Origin of the sequence: Streptomyces sp. NPDC088817, assembly GCF_044750345.1 — a bacterium.
Classification (GTDB): domain Bacteria; phylum Actinomycetota; class Actinomycetes; order Streptomycetales; family Streptomycetaceae; genus Streptomyces.
In genome coordinates this window covers 186,267-204,456 of record NZ_JBIVJN010000016.1, presented here as the reverse complement: position 1 = coordinate 204,456, position 18,190 = coordinate 186,267, and the positions used below count along the sequence as shown (strand labels likewise).

The window sequence follows — 18,190 nt, the reverse complement described above, 5'->3', positions numbered from 1 at the left end:
CCCCATACGACGCAAGAGAGGTGTTAAAGGTCGTCCGGAGTCGCGCGTGTCCTGCTACACCGGAAGAGGCAGGCAGGAGGTGCCACGATGTTCGACCACCTCGTCAGAGGGCCCACCGCGATCGTCGTCGCCCTGGTGGCACCGCTCGCGGTCAGCGCGGTGCTGCTGCCCTTCCGCGCCGGCCTGGCCGGCACCGTCGTCGCCCTCGTCCTCGTCGTGGTCGTCGTCGCGACGGCGGCCCTCGGACACCGGGTGGCCGGTGTCGTCGCAGCCGTGTCCGCGGCCGTCTGGTTCGACTTCTTCTTCACCGTCCCCTACCAGCGGCTCACGATCGCGAGCGCCACCGACATCACCACCGCCGTGGTGCTGCTCGCCGTCGCCCTGGCCGTCTCCCAACTGGCGGCCCGCGCCCGGCGCCTGGAGGTCGTCACCATCACCGACTCCGACTATCTGGCCCAGATCCACCACGCGGCCCAGCTGGCCCGGGAGGCGACCTCGCCCGACGCGGTGGTGGAGTGCGTGCGCGCACAACTCGTCGGCCTGCTCCACCTGCGCGGCTGCCGCTTCGAGTACGGCACCCTGCTCGGCCACGCCCCCCGCCTGGAAACCGACGGCTCCCTCACCGTCGGGCGCAGAACATGGGACGTCGACCGACTCGGCATGCCCGCCCAGGACATCGAACTGCGCGTCTTCGCGGGCGGCCACTTCCACGGCCGCTTCCTCCTCCGGCCGGCCCCCGGCCACACCCCGCCCCTGGAGGCCCGCCTGGTCGCCGTCACCCTGGCCGACCAGGTGGGCGCCGCCCTTCAGACCACGTGGCGAATCCCGAGGTCCACGGGCTGACCCACCACCGCGCGGCACGTCTCCGCCTGGCCCGGCCGCCCGTGGCGCCGGGAACGACGGAACCCCCGTCCGACCAGGTCGGCGGGGGTTCCAGTGGCGCGGACGCCGGTAGGCCCTGTGGGACTCGAACCCACAACCAATGGATTAAAAGTCCTGGCCAGGGCATGCCAGGTGGTTCCGGACACTGCTTTGGTGTCCGGAACCACCTGGTCAGAGCATGTGCGCAGTGATGCGCCATTCATCCGGTGACGGGTCGTGCCGCACCGTCCGCTCACGCACCGTTCACGCATGACGAGCCGCTGAGCAGGGCCTTTTCGAGGTCCCAGCCCGCCATGGGTGATGGGGCTTTGGCACGTGAGGCGGCTCTGCGGGTTTTCGGCGGTCAGCCTGCGTTGAGCAGTTGCCCGGGCAGTGTGAAGGCCGTTGCCTTGCCATGGCCGAGATCAACCGTGACGGCGCTGTCGCCAGAGGTGAGGACCCAGTGTTTGCCGGTCTTCCGCATCCCGTCGGTGGCGGCCATCCCATCGAGGCGGGTGCGGTGGCGTTCCTTCCCGGTGCTGCGGTCCACTTCGACCAGTTCGACGTGGCCGGGGAGTGAGACCGCCGCCGTGATGCTCGTGGAGTCCGCTGTCACCCGGTCGATGCGGCCGGCGGACGTGGTCAGGACATCGATCTCGCCCTGCTTGGCCAGGTGCAGTGTTGCGGTGCCTGTGGAGGTGCTGGTCGTGGTGGGGCCGCCCGCGAGCAGTGGACGGCTGGTGGAGCAATCCAGGGCCTGGGCCTCGGTCTTGGGCACCTGGGGCAGTGCCTTGACGGTGCCGTTCTTCGGAGAGACGACGGCCAGCGTAAAACCCTTGTCGCTGTTGTCGCCGACGCAGAGTCCGGGAGTTCCGCCGGCGGCCAGTCCGGGGTTGACCGGCAGGGTGACGTCGCGTTTGACCTGCCAGGTGGCGGGGTCATAGACCAGGGCGGTGGCCTTCCCCGTGCTGGATGTGGCCTTGTCTCCGACGGCGGCGAGGTAGCCCCCGGCAGGGATCAGGACCCGTCCGCCCTCCGTCGTGCCGAGGGCGTCGAGGACCTGGTCCTTGGTGTTCACCTCGTACAGTCGGCTGGGGCGGCCGTTCTTGCGGGGGACCGTCACGATCCAGCGTCCGTTGGTGGTCTTGGTGATCTGGGGGCTGGCCGTATCGTCGTCGTCCGACTGGGTCGGTACCGCGGCCAGCGGTTCGGCGGTGTGGCGGGCCGGGTCGATTCCGGTGATCGTGGTCAAGCCGCTGACTTCGGTGAGGACGAAAACCTTCGACCCCTCCCAGTTGTGGCCGAGTTCCACACCGCCGGGGCCGTCGCATGCCGCGAGCGGCAGCATAAGGGCGCCTGCTGCGAGGGCGGGGAGGACACGTCGCATCATCGGGTCACCATTCCTTGATGGCATCGCTGGGGGACAGCTGAGCGGCGCGGCGGGCGGGAACCCAGGCGCCGATCACGGTCACGGCCAGGGTGAGCAGGAGAATACCGACCAGGACGCCCGGGTCCGGGAGCGGGATTCCGTCGGGAAGGTAGGGCGCGAGTTCGGAACTGCCGCGCAGCCCGGCAGCCGCTGCGGCGGCCCCCGCGAGACCCAGGAGGGCGCCCAGCGCGGCACCCGTGGCTCCGATGATCCCGGTCTCGGCGACGAACATGGTCAGGACGGCCCGGTTGCCGAACCCGAGGGCTTTGAGGATGCCGATCTCCCGGGCCCGCTGCCTGGACAGCGCGCCGGTGACCACCAGAGCACCGACCAGGGCGACCAGGCCGAGGACGACGAGCAGCACCTGGCCGGCAGTGTGGATCAGGGACAGGACGCCTGGCAGTGCGGACATTTCCTGCTGCAGGGAGGTGGCCGCGTACCCGGCGGACTGGATGTCGCTCAGAAGCCCGGGGACATCATGCGCGGTACGGGCCAGCACGGTGATGCGGTCGTATCCGACAGAGGTGGTGAACTCGGACTCGGTGACACCGGCCTTCGCCGCGGCCCATCGGACCACTGTGGCCTCGTCGGCGTACGCCGCGTCAGGACCGTCCATCTGCCAGGCCGGATCGAACAGGCCCACTACCCGGACCGAAGCGGGCACCCCAGTGCCCTGTCCGGCGGAGGTGCTTCGGGTGGTGGTGACGGTGATGCTGCGCCCCAGCAGGGGTGTCAGGTCGCTGCCCTGAGCCCGCTTGGGCAGCACGATCTCACCCGGGTGCAGCGGAAACAACTGCGTGCGGACGGATTTCAGCAGCGGGGGCAGCAGCGAGGGGCGCGGGGTCGTGGCGTAGAGCAGTACGCCGGGCACCTGCTGGTCCTTGTAGCCGAAGGACACCTGGGCGCGTGGCTCGACCGAGGTGACGTTCGGCAGGACGGACAGGGCCCGCACAGTCTCGGTGCTGAGCGGCTTGGAGTCGGTCCGCTCCATGAGTCTGTCGACGGTGACGCTGCGGTTGGCCGTGCCCTCCTGGACGCGGTCGCGGGCGGCGCTGTCGGCCCGGTCGGAGATGCCGAGGGCCGTGACGCAGACCGCGGCTGCCACGGCCAGGAGAACGGTGAGGCCGATGAACCGGCGCCACATGGAACGGACGTTGGCGGCTGCCATGGCAAACGGATTCATCGGGGGGTCTCCTGCGTATCCGCGGCCAGGTCGGTGTCGCGGTCTTCCTCTGTAGTCAGCGCTCCGCGGTCCATCCGCAGCACGCTGTCGGCGTAGGAGGCGACGGTGGCGCTGTGCGTGACCAGCAGCACGGCCCGGCCTTCGTCGGCGACCTGCCGGAAGAGTTGAAGCATGCGCTGCTCGCTGTCGGCGTCCAGATTGCCGGTCGGCTCGTCGGCCAGAACTGTGCCGGGGTTGTTGACCAGGGCCCGGGCCAGGGCGACGCGCTGCTGTTCGCCGGCGGACAGCTCGCTGGGATGGTGCTCGGCCCGATCGGCCAGGCCGACCCGTTCCAGCAGATCCCGGGCTTGTTGCGCTCCGGCCTTGGTGCTGCCGATATACGGCAGGGCCGCATTACGCAGGGCGCTGTGCTGCGGCAGCAGGTTGAACGCCTGGAAGACGAACCCAAGCGAGGACCGTCGCAACCGGGTCCGCTCCCGTTCGGGCAGTGACCAGGCGTCGTGGCCGTCGACCAGCACGGTGCCGCTGTCGGGCGGCAGCAGTAGCCCCATGATCTGGAGCAGCGTGGTCTTGCCTGACCCCGAGCGGCCAACCAGTGCGGTGATACGCCCGGTGGGCAGTTCCAGCGCGGCGTTGTCAAGGACGTCAACCCGCTGCCCGCGCAGCACATACGACTTGCGTACCGACCGCACGGAGAGTGTCACGGGTGGCCTGTCGGTCATGGTTCGGCGGCTCATTTCTTGGAAGGTTCACCTGATGGCGTCGTGCGGGCGCGTAGCTGACCGCCCCTGAGGAGTGTGAGTTTCCAGGCGCTCCAGGTGGCCTTGAGGTCACAGCCGGACTGCGAGGGATCGGCACGATACAGACTGGGCAGCTGCGCGCAGCCGCGCTGCGCCTCCATGCCTCTGTCAATCGCCTCACGGATCTCGCTGTCCATCGATCCGCCAACGATCAGGTAAGCCCTGACCACCGTCGCATAGGCGCTCACCGATGGCAGACGCTCCGGATTGGCGGCCCAGGACCGCAGTTCGGCCGCGGTGACCCACTGCGGAAGCGATCCTGAATGGCCGGTGTCGGAGAGTGTCGTGACCACCGTGGCTGCGGCCGTTACTTTGGCAGGGTCGTCCAGGGACCACGCGGCAGCCTGTGGGCTCGGTGTGCCAACCCCCATGTCCGCGCAGGCCAGAGCCGCCCGCGACCATGCCTCGGCGTTCTCCGGGGAAACAGCGGTGGGAACCGCCTGAGCGGAGTGGCACAACGCACTGTCCGCGACGGTTGGTTCCGCTCCGCTGGCCAGCTTCAGGGCATGAACATCGCCGTGCTGCGCGACCACAGGGCCCGCCAGGACAAGGAGCGCTCGGACTGGGGCGGCGCCTGGCAGAACACGGGCAAGGTCTTCACGAAGGAGGACGGCTCCTGGCTCCACCCCGAGACGGTCTCGGAGACCTTCCGCCGCATCCTCGCCACGACCGACATGCCGCCCATTACCCTGCGGGACCTGCGCCACGTGGCCGCGACGCTCACGCACGGAGGCGGCGGCGACATCCACACGGTGAAGGAGACGCTCCGGCACTCCACCATCACGCTGACGTCGGACACGTACACGAGTCTGCTCCCCGAGCTGGACCGTGAGATCGCCGAGAAGGCAGCGAAGCTGATCCCTCGGTCTCGTCCGGCAGCCGCCGAACCGTCCGCCTCGGCCCCAGCCGATCCGCAGGACACAGGCGCATCCGCTCACGCATCGCTCACGCAAGACCCGGAAAACGAGACAGCGCCCGAGCCGACCGAAGTCGACCCGAGCGCTGCGTAGCAGGTCAGAGAGGGTGGACCCTCCCCTGCCGCTGTAGGCCCTGTGGGACTCGAACCCACAACCAATGGATTAAAAGTCCACTGCTCTGCCAATTGAGCTAAGGGCCCGGGCGATGTTGCCTACCCGAGCATAGCGGGAGGAGGGCCCGGCGCCGATCGGGTATCCGGGGTGCCAGGCCGGAAGTTCGGCGTGATCGGCGGTGACCGGGTGACGGCCGGGGTCGGAAGAACCCCTTTTGGCTTGCCCGAAAAGCCGCAGGGCCCGTACGACAGGAGTCGTACGGGCCCTGCGGGTGGACTCACCCGGGACTCACCCGGCGTCAGCCGTTGCGCTTCCAGCGCGGCTTGTCGTCGCGGCGGCCGAAGGAACCGCCGCCGCCGCGGTGGTCGTCACGGCGGCCGTAGGGGCGCTCGTGGCCGCCGGAGCGGAAGCCGGGGCGGTCGCCGCCCTGGCGGTCGCGGTTGAACGGACGGTCGCTGCCGCGGTGCCCGCCGCGGTCGTCGCGCCGGGCCGGGCGGTCGTCCCGGCGGAAGCCGCCGCGGTCGTCACGACGGTCGTCACGGCGGTCGAACGAGCCACGGTCGTCACGGCGGTCGAAGGAACGCGGCGCGCGGTCCCGGTCACGCTGGAAACCGCCCCGGTCGTCACGGCGCTCGAAGGAACGGCCACCACGGTCGCCCCGGTCACCGCGGTCACCGCGGTCACCGCGGTCGTCACGGCGGAAGCCGCGGTCGTCACGGCGCTCGAAGCCGCGGTCGCGGTCACGGTCGCGGTCGAAGGAACGGCCACCGCGGTCGCCCCGGTCGTCACGGCGGAAGCCGCCCCGGTCGCCGCGGTCACGGTCGCGGTCCCGGTTGAAGCCGCCACGGTCGTCACGGCGGTCGAACGAGCCACGGTCGTCACGGCGGTCGAAGGAACGCGGCGCACGGTCCCGGTCACGCTGGAAACCGCCCCGGTCCTCACGCCGCTCACGCCGGTCGTACGACGACGGGGCCGCCGTACGCTCCTCGCCCTCGACGCCCTCTTCCCGGTCGATGCGCTCGATGTCCCGGGCCGCCGGCTGCTCCGGCACCGACACCTCGGCCACCGCCTGCTCGCCGGCCACCGCGTCCGAGCCCTCGGACGGCACGGACTCGCCGCGCTCCCGGGCGAGGCGGGCGACCAGCCGCTCGGCCTCCTCGCGCAGCTCGGCCGCACGCCGCTGCGCGCGCTCCAGCTGCTTGGCGAGGTGGGTGACCTCACGCTCGGCCAGCTGGGCCGCGGTGCCCGCGGACTCGGCCTGCACCTCGGTCATCGACCGGGCGCCGGTGATCTCGGCGACCTCCGGGTCGAAGGCCGCGCCGCCCTGGATGATGTGGCGCGAGGCGTCCACGCCCGCGTCCTCCATCAGGCGGAAGATCTGACGCCGTTGGTGCGGCAGGGACAGCGAGACCACCGTGCCGGTGCGGCCCGCGCGGGCCGTACGGCCGGCCCGGTGCAGGTAGTCCTTGTGGTCGCCGGCCGGGTCGACGTTCAGCACCAGGTCGATGCCGTCGACGTGGATGCCGCGGGCGGCGACGTCGGTGGCGACCAGGACGTTGACGTACCCGTCCTTGAAGTCCGCCAGGGTCCGGGTGCGGGCGCCCTGCGTCATGCCGCCGTGCAGCGCCTCGGCCTTGGCGCCGGCCTCGCGCAGCTGCTCGGCCACGCGGTCGGCGCCGAGCTGGGTGCGCACGAAGATGATGGTGCGGCCCTTGCGGGAGGCGATGGCCGCGGTGACCGGCGCCTTGTCCTTGGGCTTCACGATCAGGATGTGGTGCGACATGGTCGTCACCGCGCCCTGCGCCGCGTCGACCTCGTGGCTGACCGGGTCGGTCAGGTACCGGTCGACGAGGGTCTTGATCTCGTTCTCCATCGTCGCGGAGAACAGCATCCGCTGGCCGCCCGCCGGAACCTGGTCGAGCAGCTCGGTGACCTCGGGCAGGAAGCCCAGGTCGGACATCTGGTCGGCCTCGTCCAGGACCGTGATGCGCACGTCCTCCAGGGAGCAGGCGCCGCGGTTGATGAGGTCGCGCAGCCGGCCCGGCGTGGCGACCAGGATGTCGACGCCCTTCTCCAGGGCGTAGATCTGGTTGCCCATGGAGGTGCCGCCGCACACGACCTTCATCCGCAGGCCGACGACGTCGCCGTAGGGCTGGAGGGCGTCGGCCACCTGCATGGCCAGCTCGCGGGTCGGGGTGAGGATGACCGCACGCGGCCGCTTCCGCTCGGTGCGGCCGCCGGCCAGCGTGGCCAGGGTCGGCAGACCGAAGGAGAGGGTCTTGCCGGAGCCGGTGCGGCCCCGGCCCAGGATGTCCTTTCCGACCAGGGCGTCCGGGATGGTCGCGGCCTGGATCGGGAAGGGCGTGGTCACGCCGTTCTGCGCGAGCTTGCGGACGACGCCCTCGGGCAGGCCGAGGTCCGCGAAGGTGATCTCCGGGGCCTCGTTGTTCTCGGGAGCGTCGTCGGCGTTCTCGGGCACGACGACGTGATCAGTGGCAATGGACATGCGAATGCGAAACCTTCCGGAGTCTCGTCGGCACGCGCCCGTCAACTCCGTGTTTCGCGCCACGACCGCCTCGATGCGGTCCGCCACGGCAAAGGAGAGTACGCGCCACACGGCGCGCTCTGCATGGGCGCCGGGCAAATGGGATCAAACGATCTACCACCATACGCACCCTGCCCCCCCGAGCGCAAACCGGCGGCGTGGCGAAGCCGAACCGGCGGCGTTGTCGCAGGTCGGCTCAGCCCCTCGTCCGGTGCGGCCGCCAGCCCGGCCGGTACGGACGCTCCCGCTGCTCCAGCTGCGACCCCGTGCCGTCGTGCGCCGAGGGCGAGGGCTCGGACACCGGCGGATCCGACGGGACCGGCGGAGCGGGCGGCGAGGCCGGCGGCGGCTCCGGCGCGGCGGACGTCTGCGGAGGCACCGGCACCGCCTCGGTCGGCGTCGGCTCGCCCGGCTTCGGCGGCACCACGCCGTCGACCGGCGCCGCCGACACGCCCGCCTGGACCGACGGCGAGTCCGACGCGGCCGGCGTCTCGCCCGGCTTCCCCTTGCCCCCGTGGCCGTGCCTGCCCTCCCCGCCGCCACCGGCATGGCCGGCGCCGCCGTCGGACAGCGCGTCCTCACCACCCGGGGCCCGGCCGCCCTTCGTTCCGGCGGAGTGCGACGGCCTGACCGCGCCGCCGGCGTCCGCCCCCACGCTCATGCAGCCCGCGGCGGCGGTGACGGCGGCGACCGCCGCGGCGAGACGGACGGATACGTACAAGGGGCGCACGGGCAGCCACCTCCGGGAGGAAGAAGTCGCCGTGTCCAACTCCCCTCACCCGTGAGAGGACACGCGCCCCGCCCCGCGAGGGTCAGCCGTACCCCAGCGCGTGCAGACGTTCGTCGTCGATCCCGAAGTGGTGGGCGATCTCGTGAACCACCGTCACCTCCGTCTCCTCGACCACGTCCTCCCGTGTCTCGCACATGCGCAGCGTCGGCCCGCGGTAGATCGTGATGCGGTCGGGCAGCACCCCCGCGTACCACTCGCCGCGCTCCGTCAACGGGGTCCCCTCGTACAGCCCCAGCAGCTCGGGGTCGTCGGCGGGCGGCTCGTCCTCGACGAACACCGCGACGTTGTCCATCAGCCGCATCAGCTCCGGCGGAATCCGGTCGAGGGCCTCGGCGACCAGTTCCTCGAACTCCTCGCGCGTCATCTCCAGCACACGGTCATTGTCCGGCACGGCCCGCCCGGCCATGCCGTGCCGGGGCATATCGGGTGCCGGCCGTGGGCATACGCGCCCAATGCCCCGCGTCCCCGTCGCAGACCCGAACCGCCCGCACCCCCTGGGAGGCATACGAAGGGCGGTCCACGCCGCCCTGCTGAAGGCGGCGCACGCCGTCGCCCCCCGCCGCCGATCGCCGCGCCCGCGCCCGCCGCTGTCACTGGCGCACGAGCCGCGCCCCTGGGCGCGCGCCGCCGGGCTGGTGGCCGTCGTCCTGGCCGGCGCCTGGCTGGGGCTGCTCGTCGTCGGCAACGTGCGGGCCCCCGTCGGCCCCATGAACACCACGATGACCCTGCGCCCCTCCCTGAGCGGCGGCACGAAGATCAACGTGTCGCCCCTCGGCTCCCTGGAACTGGACAGCCACATCGCCCCGGTCCGCCTCGACGTGAACGTGGACCAGCTCGACCCGGCCCGCTCCCAGGCCCTGGTCGACCACCCGGAACGCTTCTCCGGCCTCCAGGACGAAGTGGCGCACGACGTCGAGCACGGCACCCTCGACCTGGCCGTACGGTCCTGTGTGGCCGTCGTCGCCGGCGCCACCGCGCTCGGTCTGGCGGTCTACCGCCGCCCGCGCCGCGCCCTGGCGGCCGGCGGCCTCGCCCTGACCCTGCTCGCCGCGTCCGGGGCGACGGCGTACGCCACCTGGAACCCCAAGTCGGTGCTGGAGCCGAAGTTCTCCGGACTGCTGTCCTCGGCGCCCTCCGTGGTCGGCAACGCGCGCAGCATCGTCACCGAGTTCGACGTCTACCAGCAGGAGCTGGCGCGCCTGGTGACGAACGTGACCAAGCTCTACGACGTCACCTCGACTCTCCCCGCCTACCAGCCGGACCCGACGACCATCAGGGTCCTGCACGTCTCCGACATCCACCTCAACCCGGCGAGCTGGAAGATCATCGCCTCGCTGGTGGAGCAGTACAAGGTGGACGTGATCGTCGACTCCGGCGACACGATGGACCACGGCACCGCGGCGGAGAACGGCTTCCTGGACCCGATCAAGGACCTGGGTGTCCCCTATGTCTGGGTGCGCGGCAACCACGACTCGAAGGTCACCCAGCGCTATCTGGAGCGGATGAAGAACGTGCACGTCCTGGACGACGGCCGCGCCGAGACCGTCGCCGGTCTGCGCTTCGCCGGGACCGGCGACCCCCAGTTCACCCCCGACCGCTCCGGCGCGCGGGGCGCCGACGCGTCCGAGGAGCTGGCCGGCGCCCGGCTCGCCTCGGCCCTGCGCGACCAGCGGGCCAAGGGCACCCCGGTCGACATCGCCATCGCCCACGAACCGTCCGCGGCCCGCGAGACGGACGGCACCGTGCCGCTGGTGCTCTGCGGCCACCTCCACCACGAGGGAACCGAGATCCTCAGGTTCGGCACGCGGCTGCGCATGGAGGGGTCCACGGGCGGCAGCGGGCTGCGCGCGGTCGAGGGGACGTACCCGGCCCCGATCGAGGCGTCGATCCTCTACCTCGACCGGGACAGCCGCCGCCTCCAGGCATGGGACGCGATCAAGCTGGGCGGCCTGGGCCGGACGACGGCGGAGGTCAGCCGCCACCTGTCCGAGGAGAACAAGCCGGGCGCCACCCCCACCCCGTCCGATGCCACTCCCTCCACCCCCTCCCCCTCCGGCTCGTAAACGGTTTTGGCGATACCCCCGGCCATCCCCTATGCTTTTCACGTCCCCGACGCGCTGAGAAGCGCCCAGGCGGGCCGATAGCCCTCATCGTCTAGCGGCCTAGGACGCCGCCCTTTCAAGGCGGTAGCACGGGTTCGAATCCCGTTGGGGGCACGCAGTACGGTGTGCGACACTTACGTTCGTTGGTTCGCACACAACCATGGTCCTGTGGAGCAGTTTGGAGTGCTCGCCACCCTGTCAAGGTGGAGGCCGCGGGTTCAAATCCCGTCAGGACCGCTGAGGTTTCATACGAGACCTCAATGGCTGGGTAGCTCAGTTGGTACGAGCGATCGCCTGAAAAGCGATAGGTCGCCGGTTCGACCCCGGCCCCAGCCACCAGAGAAGGATCCCGTCCGATGGGCGGGATCTTTTTTGTTCGCGGGGACGCTGACGCCGGCCGGGTGCGCACGCGCGAAACGGGGGAGCAGACACACGAGCCCGGGTGCCGCCGGCGGCGGCCCGCGGCCCGCGGGGTAAAGCGTTCGCCAGGAAAATCCCGGGGATGAGATCCTGGGTCCCGTATGTCTACGCATCCCGCCCCCGCCCTCGGCGCCCTCGCCTCCCGGCTGAACGAGTTGTCGCTGCGCGACGCGCACCGGCTCGGCCGCAGGCTCGAAGGTGCGCGCAAGATTCGCAAGCCGGAGGCGCGTGCCGCCGTTCTCGCCGAGATCGAGGGCGAAGTCGGGACGGCCGAGGAGCGCATGGCCGCCCGGCGTTCCCGGGTACCGGCGATCAGCTATCCCGAGCAGCTGCCGGTCAGCCAGAAGAAGGACGCGATCGCCGACGCGATCCGTGCTCACCAGGTCGTCATCGTCGCCGGTGAGACGGGGTCCGGGAAGACCACGCAGATCCCGAAGATCTGCATGGAGCTCGGCCGGGGCGTGCGCGGCATGATCGGGCACACCCAGCCCCGCCGGATCGCCGCCCGCACCGTCGCCGAGCGGGTCGCGGAGGAGCTGGACACCCCGCTCGGTGAGGCCGTCGGCTGGAAGGTGCGGTTCACCGACCAGGTGGATCCCGGTGCCACGTTCGTCAAGCTGATGACGGACGGCATCCTGCTCGCGGAGATCCAGACCGACCGCGAGCTGCGGGCCTACGACACGATCATCATCGACGAGGCCCACGAGCGGTCCCTCAACATCGACTTCCTGCTGGGCTATCTCGCGCAGCTGCTGCCGCGGCGGCCGGACCTCAAGGTCGTCATCACCTCGGCCACCATCGATCCCGAGCGCTTCTCCCGGCACTTCGGGGACGCCCCGATCATCGAGGTCAGCGGGCGGACGTATCCGGTGGAGGTGCGCTACCGGCCGCTGCTGGAGGAGGACTCCGACGACGCCGACCGGGATCAGATCACCGCGATCACGGACGCGGTGGAGGAGCTGATGACCGAGGGGCCGGGGGACATCCTCGTCTTCCTCTCGGGGGAGCGGGAGATCCGCGACACGGCCGACGCGCTCAACAAGAAGAACCAGTCCCGCGCCGGAGGCGCCCATCGGCACGGCATCGAGGTGCTGCCGCTGTACGCGCGGCTGTCGCACGCCGAGCAGCACCGGGTCTTCCAGCCGCACTCCGGCCGCAGGATCGTGCTGGCCACCAACGTCGCCGAGACCTCGCTGACCGTCCCCGGCATCAAGTACGTGATCGACCCCGGCTTCGCCCGGATCTCCCGGTACAGCCACCGCACCAAGGTGCAGCGGCTGCCGATCGAGCCGGTCTCGCAGGCCAGCGCCAACCAGCGCAAGGGCCGCTGCGGGCGTACCTCCGACGGCATCTGCATCCGGCTCTACAGCGAGGACGACTTCCTCACCCGCCCGGAGTTCACGGACGCGGAGATCCTGCGGACCAACCTCGCCTCGGTCATCCTCCAGATGACGGCGGCCGGTCTCGGCGACATCGAGAAGTTCCCGTTCATCGACCCGCCGGACCACCGCAACATCCGGGACGGCGTACAGCTGCTCCAGGAGCTGAGCGCGCTGGACCCGGCGCAGAAGGACCCCCGCAAGCGGCTCACGGAGACCGGCCGCAAGCTCGCCCAGCTGCCGGTCGACCCGCGCCTGGCCCGGATGGTGCTGGAGGCGGACCGCAACGGCTGCGTCCGCGAGGTCATGGTGATCGCGGCCGCGCTGTCCATCCAGGACCCGCGTGAGCGTCCCGCCGAGAAGCAGACCCAGGCCGATCAGCAGCACGCCCGCTTCCGGGACGAGACCAGCGACTTCGTCGCCTACCTCAACCTGTGGCGCTACCTCCGCGAGCAGCAGCGGGAGCGGGGCTCCTCGTCGTTCCGGCGCATGTGCAAGCAGGAGTTCCTGAACTTCCTGCGGATCCGCGAATGGCAGGACATCTACAGCCAGTTGCGCACGGTCGCCAAGCAGATGGGGATCGAGCTCAACGACCAGGACGCGCCCGCCGACCGGATCCACGTCTCGCTGCTCGCCGGTCTGCTGTCGCACATCGGCATGAAGGACGTGAAGGAGTCCAAGGACTCCGGGCCGGGCACGCGCAAGGACGGCGGCCGCAACGAGTACCTGGGCGCCCGCAGTGCCAAGTTCGCGATCTTCCCCGGCTCGGCGCTGTTCAAGAAGCCACCGCGCTTCGTGATGTCCGCCGAGCTCGTGGAGACGTCCCGGCTGTGGGCCCGCGTCAACGCGAGGATCGAGCCGGAGTGGGTCGAGCCGCTCGCCGGGCATCTGCTGAAGCGGACGTACAGCGAGCCGCACTGGGAGAAGGACCAGGCGGCGGTGGTGGCGTACGAGAAGGTGACGCTGTACGGCGTTCCGATCGTCGCCCAGCGCAAGGTGAACTACGGGCGGATCGACGCGGAGGTCAGCCGGGAGCTGTTCATCCGCAACGCGCTGGTCGAGGGCGACTGGCGTACCCACCACAAGTTCTTCGCCGACAACCGCAGGCTCCTCAGCGAGGTGGAGGAGCTGGAGCACCGGGCCCGGCGCCGGGACATCGTCGTGGACGACGAGACGCTGTTCGACTTCTACGACCGGCGGGTGCCCGACCACGTGGTGTCCGGGGCGCACTTCGACTCCTGGTGGAAGCACAAGCGGCACGAGCAGCCGGACTTCCTGGACTTCGAGCGGGAGATGCTCGTCCGGGAGTCGGCGGAGGCGGTCACCAAGGCCGACTATCCGGACTCCTGGCGGCAGGGGGACCTCAAGTTCCGGGTGACGTACCAGTTCGAGCCGGGCGCGGACGCGGACGGCGTGACCGTGCACATCCCGTTGCAGGTGCTGAACCAGGTGACGGACGAGGGTTTCGACTGGCAGATCCCGGGGCTGCGCGAGGAGGTCGTCACCGAGCTGATCCGCTCGCTGCCCAAGCCGATCCGCCGCAACTACGTGCCGGCGCCGAACTACGCGAAGGCGTTCCTGGGGTCGGCGGTGCCGTTGCAGGAGCCGCTGACGACCACGATGGCGCGTGAGCTGAAGCGCATGGTCGGTGTGCCCTTCGAGGCCGAGGACTTCGACTGGTCCCGGGTCCCCGAGCATCTGAAGGTCACGTTCCGGATCGTCGACGAGCGGCGCCGCAAGCTGGCCGAGGACAAGGACCTCGAGGCGCTGAAGCTGAGGCTGAAGCCCAGGGCGCGCAAGGCCCTGTCCCAGGCCGCGGCGGCGACCGCGGAGCGGCAGGGCGGGGAGTCCCTGGAGCGCGCGGGCCTGACCGACTGGACCATCGGCACGCTGACCCCGGTCTTCGAGACGCGCCGGGCCGGCCAGCCGGTGAAGGCCTACCCGGCGCTCGTCGACGACGGCGACACCGTGTCCGTGCGGCTCTTCGACACCGAGGCCGAGCAGGCCGAGGCGATGTGGCGGGGCACGCGGCGGCTGATCCTGCGCAACATCCCCGTCAACCCCGCGAAGTTCGCGTCCGAAAAGCTGAGCAACCAGCAGAAGCTCGCTCTCTCGGCGAATCCGCACGGCTCGATCCAGGCGCTGTTCGACGACTGTGCGACGGCGGCGGCGGACCGGCTGATCACGGACTTCGGCGGGCCGGTCTGGGACGAGGAGTCGTATCGGAAGCTGTACGACAAGGTGCGTGCCGAGATCGTGGACACGACCGTGCGGACGGTGGGCCAGGTGCAGCAGGTACTGGCCGCCTGGCAGGCCTGTGAGCGCCGTCTGAAGGCCGTACGGAGCCCCGTGCTGCTGCCGAACCTGGCGGACCTGCGGGCTCAGCTGGACGGCCTGGTGAAGCCCGGTTTCGTGACGGCGTCCGGGGTACGGCGTCTGCCGGACCTGATGCGCTACCTGGTGGCCGCCGACCGCCGCCTCCAGCAGATGCCGACGAACGTCCAGCGGGACACCACGCGCATGGAGAAGGTCCACGAGATGCAGGACGAGTACGCGTGGCTGCTCGAGCAGATGCCGCGGGGCCGGCCGGTGCCGTCCTCGGTCCTGGACATCCGCTGGATGATCGAGGAGCTCCGGGTGAGCTACTTCGCGCACGCGCTGGGCACGGCGTATCCGGTCTCCGACAAGCGGATCGTGAAGGCGATCGACGCGGCTGCACCGTGACGGCCCGTGCACACTAAGTGAGTTCGACCCCGGGCCTCCGCTCCTGTACAGTCTGTTCTCGCAGCGCAACGCACGAATGGCGCCGCGAAACTCCCCCAGCGCCTTAATGGCCTGGGAGGGGCCCCAGGTCCTGTGGAGCAGTTTGGAGTGCTCGCCACCCTGTCAAGGTGGAGGCCGCGGGTTCAAATCCCGTCAGGACCGCTTTGTCAAGAGGGCCCGTACCCCCCGAGGGGTGCGGGCCCTCTTCCCGTGCGCTCACGCGCCCCGTCCGCGCGGCCACTTCCGGAACGTCGCGGAGGCGCCGGGACGCCCTGTGGCCCGCCACTGTGTCTTGACGGCGTCACATTCTCTCGGTACCCAGGGAACAGGCCCCGCTCCCCCGCGGTCCACTGGAGGTGGCGTATGGCGGCATCGGCCAGGCACGAGACGCGGGCGCTGCTCCGCGCACATCTCGCGGCGGCCTCGTCGTACCGCCATCTCACCCGCCGCTGCGCCGTCTGCCACCAACTGCAGCGCCTGGAGATGGCCGGCGCCCCACGGACAGCCTCCGGCGCGCCGGGCGAGGCCGTGGAGGACGACGGCGCCCCGACGGCGTGAGCCGGGCCGGGACGCGCCTCGGATCCCGAACTCCCTTGCAGGCGTGGGGCGATGGAACCGGAGCTTCCACTAGCGCAGAGACCCGGCCGGCAACAAGCGCCTCGACGTGTGACGGGTGTCACCGAATGAGTTTCTGAAAGTGCGGTATTTACTCCCGCCCTACACAGGGTCAATTTAATATGTGCAATTGCACCGCCCTGCACGTTGCTCCACAGATGATCCGCCGAGCCTCCCCAGACTCCGACAAGCCCGCTCACAGAGCCACCCCGTGGCGCCCGGAAGGCACACAAAAAAGATCGCGCTGGACCCGGCGGAGTCCAGCGCGATCGACGACGCACCCTTGTTCACTTGCCTGTGGAGCTCTGATGGCTTGGGCGTGGGGCCTGTTGGGGCAGGACCCGCGTCGCTTGGAGCTGTGGTTCCGGACGCCTCGACCAGTAGGGGGACCAGCCGGTTCGTCCGGTTATTCGGTTGTTCAGGCCTCGCTGCGCTGCTGCGGAATGCCCGCGAGCAGTGCGCGGACCTCGGCCTCGCGGTAGCGGCGGTGCCCGCCGAGCGTGCGGATCGACGTGAGCTTGCCGGCCTTCGCCCAGCGCGTGACCGTCTTAGGGTCGACGCGGAACATGGTGGCGACCTCAGCCGGGGTCAGCAGCGGCTCGGCATCAGGGGTGCGAGCGGTCATGAGCGGCCTCCTCGGGAGAACCGAACCTTCTCGGTTCTTTCCTCTAAATTCTGCACCTTGACCCGCGTTGCCCGAAATGGCGGACGCGAGTCGAGTCGGTTATAGGACGAACGGCTTGTCCTCGGCACTACAACTACACCATCTGTCCAGCCGCGTCGGCCAAACCGATGGAATTGCCCTCCCAGGTGTTCATCAGCGACGGAAGCCGATGGACCATGCCATAGCGGACAGTCACGCCACTGTGACGATCAGTCACAGCGCGATCAGGAGGCACCAGACCCCCCAAAGAGTGCAATGCGGAGATTCCGCCCACAGTGGAGCACAGTTGGACGGATGGAGCCCTCCCCGGACTCCTTGTCCTATTTTGGCACGAGGAGTGGCAAGCGGCGCAAGGGTCGGGTAAGTGCCGTCCGTCACCCTTGACGTAAACGCCCGGATCGAAACCTACGTCCCGTCAGCTCCCGGAAACGTCCTCGACGGTACGCCGTTCACGTCCCCGATCCGCCGTGATCTGCGTCACCCCGCACATCGCTCCTGGCGGGCCGTCAGTTCGCGGACCGCCGGTCGCGCACCGCCCGCCAGCGCTCCACCAGCCGCCCGTAGGCCTCCCCCGCGGCCGCCCCGTCGCCCTGGCGCAGCGCCTCGATCCCCTCGGCCACGTCGGCCGCCGAGTGGTCGCCCTCCAGGTCACCGGCCGGCAGCGCGTGCACCAGGCCGCCGTAGTCGAGCTCCACCAGCGAGCGCGGATGGAACTCCTCCAGCCAGCGTCCGACGTCCACCAGGCCGTCGATCATCGGCCCCTCGTCGACGGCGTCCTTGAGGGCCCGCAGTCCGCGCGCCACCCGCCGCCGCGCCTGCACCATCGGCGTCCGGTAGCGCAGCACCGGCACGTCGTCCCCGAAGCCGGCGGGGCCCCCGGAGTCCCCGGAGCCCTTGACGTACTCCCGCTCCTCGTCGGAGACCAGCACGAACCAGTTCAGCGGCACCTGCCAGGTCGAGGTGCGGATCCAGGGCCGGGCGTCGGGGTTGTCGGCCAGCCAGCGCTCGTAGTCCTGGGTGGCCTGGTGGCGCACCAGCGGCGGCAGCACCGCGTCCAGCACGGCGGCCGGGAACTCCTCGGCGAGGTCGCCCAGGGCCTGCCAGCCGCGCAGCCGGGTGCGCCAGGGGCAGACGCAGACCACCCCGTCGACGTCGAGCACGAACGCGTCCGGGCTCTCGTGCACCGGGACCGGCACCGGCGGGGTGGGCAGCAGGTCGGCCAGCGAGCGGCGCAGCTCGTCCTGGCAGGAGGGGCGGTCCGGGCGCCGGGCATAGCGCGCCCAGTGGCTGCGCTCCGGCTCCGGGAAGGCGGCCAGCGGCTCGTACACGCGCAAGTAGGTCGCGTACGGAACGACCACGGAGGACACCTTGGGCACGCCTGCTCCCTCCCCACCGGACCGGACCCGAAACCCGCCCGGCCCGCACCCGGGTGGACGGAAAACCACTGCAAATCGTCCCACGCCCGGGTGGCGGCGTACTCCGCGGGAGGATGATCCCGACCGCCAGGGTCATGGATGGCGGGGTCAGGGTCTAATCTCCTGCTGAGCGGCCCACCGGCCGCCGCCCACCACCCCTCCCGCCACCCTCGCCACCACAACGTGCGGGGGC

The 18,190-nt window shown here is 70.6% G+C and carries 13 protein-coding genes, 5 tRNA genes and 1 pseudogene; 9 read left to right on the top strand and 10 right to left on the bottom strand.

Going from position 1 to position 18,190, the window contains the following annotated elements:
• Positions 1 to 87: 87 nt before the first annotated feature.
• The gene (locus ACIP4X_RS27365) at positions 88 to 843 is read left to right on the top strand and encodes a DUF4118 domain-containing protein (RefSeq protein WP_358731915.1); all 756 of its coding nucleotides are present in this window, start codon (positions 88 to 90) and stop codon (positions 841 to 843) included.
• Between the two features lie 382 nt (positions 844 to 1,225).
• Here the strand turns inward: ACIP4X_RS27365 and ACIP4X_RS27360 are convergent, their stop codons facing one another.
• The 4 genes from ACIP4X_RS27360 to ACIP4X_RS27345 are packed head-to-tail and all read right to left on the bottom strand — an operon-like array spanning position 1,226 to position 4,806.
• Positions 1,226 to 2,251 carry a hypothetical protein gene (locus ACIP4X_RS27360; RefSeq protein WP_358731917.1) on the bottom strand — a complete coding sequence of 342 codons (1,026 nt, stop codon included), beginning with the start codon at positions 2,249 to 2,251 and terminating at the stop codon, positions 1,226 to 1,228.
• A gap of 4 nt (positions 2,252 to 2,255) precedes the next feature.
• Positions 2,256 to 3,473 carry an ABC transporter permease gene (locus ACIP4X_RS27355; protein ID WP_358731919.1) on the bottom strand — a complete coding sequence of 406 codons (1,218 nt, stop codon included), beginning with the start codon at positions 3,471 to 3,473 and terminating at the stop codon, positions 2,256 to 2,258.
• Positions 3,470 to 4,195, bottom strand: coding sequence for an ABC transporter ATP-binding protein (locus ACIP4X_RS27350; RefSeq protein ID WP_358731921.1), 726 nt, complete (start codon positions 4,193 to 4,195; stop codon positions 3,470 to 3,472). Before ACIP4X_RS27350 ends, ACIP4X_RS27355 begins: the two co-directional genes overlap by 4 nt.
• 11 nt (positions 4,196 to 4,206) lie before the next feature.
• On the bottom strand, positions 4,207 to 4,806 hold the full coding sequence (locus ACIP4X_RS27345) for a hypothetical protein (protein ID WP_391459046.1): 600 nt from the start codon (positions 4,804 to 4,806) through the stop codon (positions 4,207 to 4,209).
• Between ACIP4X_RS27345 and ACIP4X_RS27340 the strand changes: the two are divergent.
• Positions 4,726 to 5,283: pseudogene (locus tag ACIP4X_RS27340) on the top strand (site-specific integrase); the annotation flags it as partial. The gene ACIP4X_RS27345 and the pseudogene ACIP4X_RS27340 sit on opposite strands and share 81 nt — an antisense overlap.
• Positions 5,284 to 5,317: 34 nt before the next feature.
• Here ACIP4X_RS27340 and ACIP4X_RS27335 read toward each other — a convergent pair.
• The 4 genes from ACIP4X_RS27335 to ACIP4X_RS27320 form a co-directional block, all read right to left on the bottom strand.
• Positions 5,318 to 5,390 (bottom strand) — tRNA-Lys (locus tag ACIP4X_RS27335).
• A 212-nt stretch (positions 5,391 to 5,602) separates the two neighbouring features.
• Entirely contained in the window at positions 5,603 to 7,810 is a 2,208-nt protein-coding gene (locus tag ACIP4X_RS27330) for a DEAD/DEAH box helicase (protein WP_391458882.1), read from the bottom strand.
• Positions 7,811 to 8,045: 235 nt separating this feature from the next.
• Positions 8,046 to 8,579, bottom strand: a complete 534-nt coding sequence (locus tag ACIP4X_RS27325; RefSeq protein ID WP_391458884.1) for a hypothetical protein — start codon at positions 8,577 to 8,579, stop codon at positions 8,046 to 8,048.
• An 82-nt stretch (positions 8,580 to 8,661) separates the two neighbouring features.
• A complete protein-coding gene (locus ACIP4X_RS27320; protein ID WP_358731929.1) occupies positions 8,662 to 9,012 on the bottom strand; it encodes a metallopeptidase family protein in 351 nt (116 codons plus the stop codon).
• A 79-nt stretch (positions 9,013 to 9,091) separates the two neighbouring features.
• Here ACIP4X_RS27320 and ACIP4X_RS27315 point away from each other — a divergent pair, with 79 nt between their 5' ends.
• The 7 genes from ACIP4X_RS27315 (at position 9,092) to ACIP4X_RS27285 (ending at position 15,861) form a co-directional block, all read left to right on the top strand.
• Positions 9,092 to 10,702, top strand: a complete 1,611-nt coding sequence (locus ACIP4X_RS27315) for a metallophosphoesterase (protein WP_391458886.1) — start codon at positions 9,092 to 9,094, stop codon at positions 10,700 to 10,702.
• 80 nt (positions 10,703 to 10,782) lie between these two features.
• Positions 10,783 to 10,855 (top strand) — tRNA-Glu (locus ACIP4X_RS27310).
• Positions 10,856 to 10,903: 48 nt separating this feature from the next.
• Positions 10,904 to 10,978: transfer RNA gene (locus tag ACIP4X_RS27305), tRNA-Asp, on the top strand.
• 25 nt (positions 10,979 to 11,003) lie between these two features.
• Positions 11,004 to 11,080, top strand: a tRNA-Phe gene (locus ACIP4X_RS27300).
• A gap of 182 nt (positions 11,081 to 11,262) precedes the next feature.
• Positions 11,263 to 15,264 (top strand): ATP-dependent RNA helicase HrpA, encoded by a 4,002-nt coding sequence (gene hrpA, locus ACIP4X_RS27295; protein WP_358731933.1) that lies wholly within the window; start codon positions 11,263 to 11,265, stop codon positions 15,262 to 15,264.
• Between the two features lie 126 nt (positions 15,265 to 15,390).
• A tRNA-Asp gene (locus ACIP4X_RS27290) sits at positions 15,391 to 15,465 on the top strand.
• A 201-nt stretch (positions 15,466 to 15,666) separates the two neighbouring features.
• Positions 15,667 to 15,861, top strand: a complete 195-nt coding sequence (locus ACIP4X_RS27285; RefSeq protein WP_358731935.1) for a DUF6274 family protein — start codon at positions 15,667 to 15,669, stop codon at positions 15,859 to 15,861.
• Positions 15,862 to 16,336: 475 nt separating this feature from the next.
• On the opposite strand, the gene bldC is transcribed toward ACIP4X_RS27285, so the two are convergent.
• Positions 16,337 to 16,543, bottom strand: coding sequence for a developmental transcriptional regulator BldC (gene bldC / locus ACIP4X_RS27280; protein WP_003949541.1), 207 nt, complete (start codon positions 16,541 to 16,543; stop codon positions 16,337 to 16,339).
• A gap of 545 nt (positions 16,544 to 17,088) precedes the next feature.
• Positions 17,089 to 17,958 (bottom strand): hypothetical protein, encoded by an 870-nt coding sequence (locus ACIP4X_RS27275; protein ID WP_358731937.1) that lies wholly within the window; start codon positions 17,956 to 17,958, stop codon positions 17,089 to 17,091.
• Positions 17,959 to 18,190: the final 232 nt, after the last annotated feature.

What these genes read in the sequence shown, in the direction of transcription:
- hrpA (WP_358731933.1), top strand. Translation starts at nt 11,263, where the DNA reads ATGTCTACGCATCCCGCCCCCGCCCTCGGCGCCCTCGCCTCCCGGCTG.
- ACIP4X_RS27315 (WP_391458886.1), top strand. Translation starts at nt 9,092, where the DNA reads ATGCCCCGCGTCCCCGTCGCAGACCCGAACCGCCCGCACCCCCTGGGA.
- ACIP4X_RS27285 (WP_358731935.1), top strand. Translation starts at nt 15,667, where the DNA reads ATGGCGGCATCGGCCAGGCACGAGACGCGGGCGCTGCTCCGCGCACAT.
- ACIP4X_RS27350 (WP_358731921.1), bottom strand. Translation starts at nt 4,195, where the DNA reads ATGACCGACAGGCCACCCGTGACACTCTCCGTGCGGTCGGTACGCAAG.
- ACIP4X_RS27330 (WP_391458882.1), bottom strand. Translation starts at nt 7,810, where the DNA reads ATGTCCATTGCCACTGATCACGTCGTCGTGCCCGAGAACGCCGACGAC.
- ACIP4X_RS27355 (WP_358731919.1), bottom strand. Translation starts at nt 3,473, where the DNA reads ATGAATCCGTTTGCCATGGCAGCCGCCAACGTCCGTTCCATGTGGCGC.
- bldC (WP_003949541.1), bottom strand. Translation starts at nt 16,543, where the DNA reads ATGACCGCTCGCACCCCTGATGCCGAGCCGCTGCTGACCCCGGCTGAG.
- ACIP4X_RS27360 (WP_358731917.1), bottom strand. Translation starts at nt 2,251, where the DNA reads ATGATGCGACGTGTCCTCCCCGCCCTCGCAGCAGGCGCCCTTATGCTG.
- ACIP4X_RS27365 (WP_358731915.1), top strand. Translation starts at nt 88, where the DNA reads ATGTTCGACCACCTCGTCAGAGGGCCCACCGCGATCGTCGTCGCCCTG.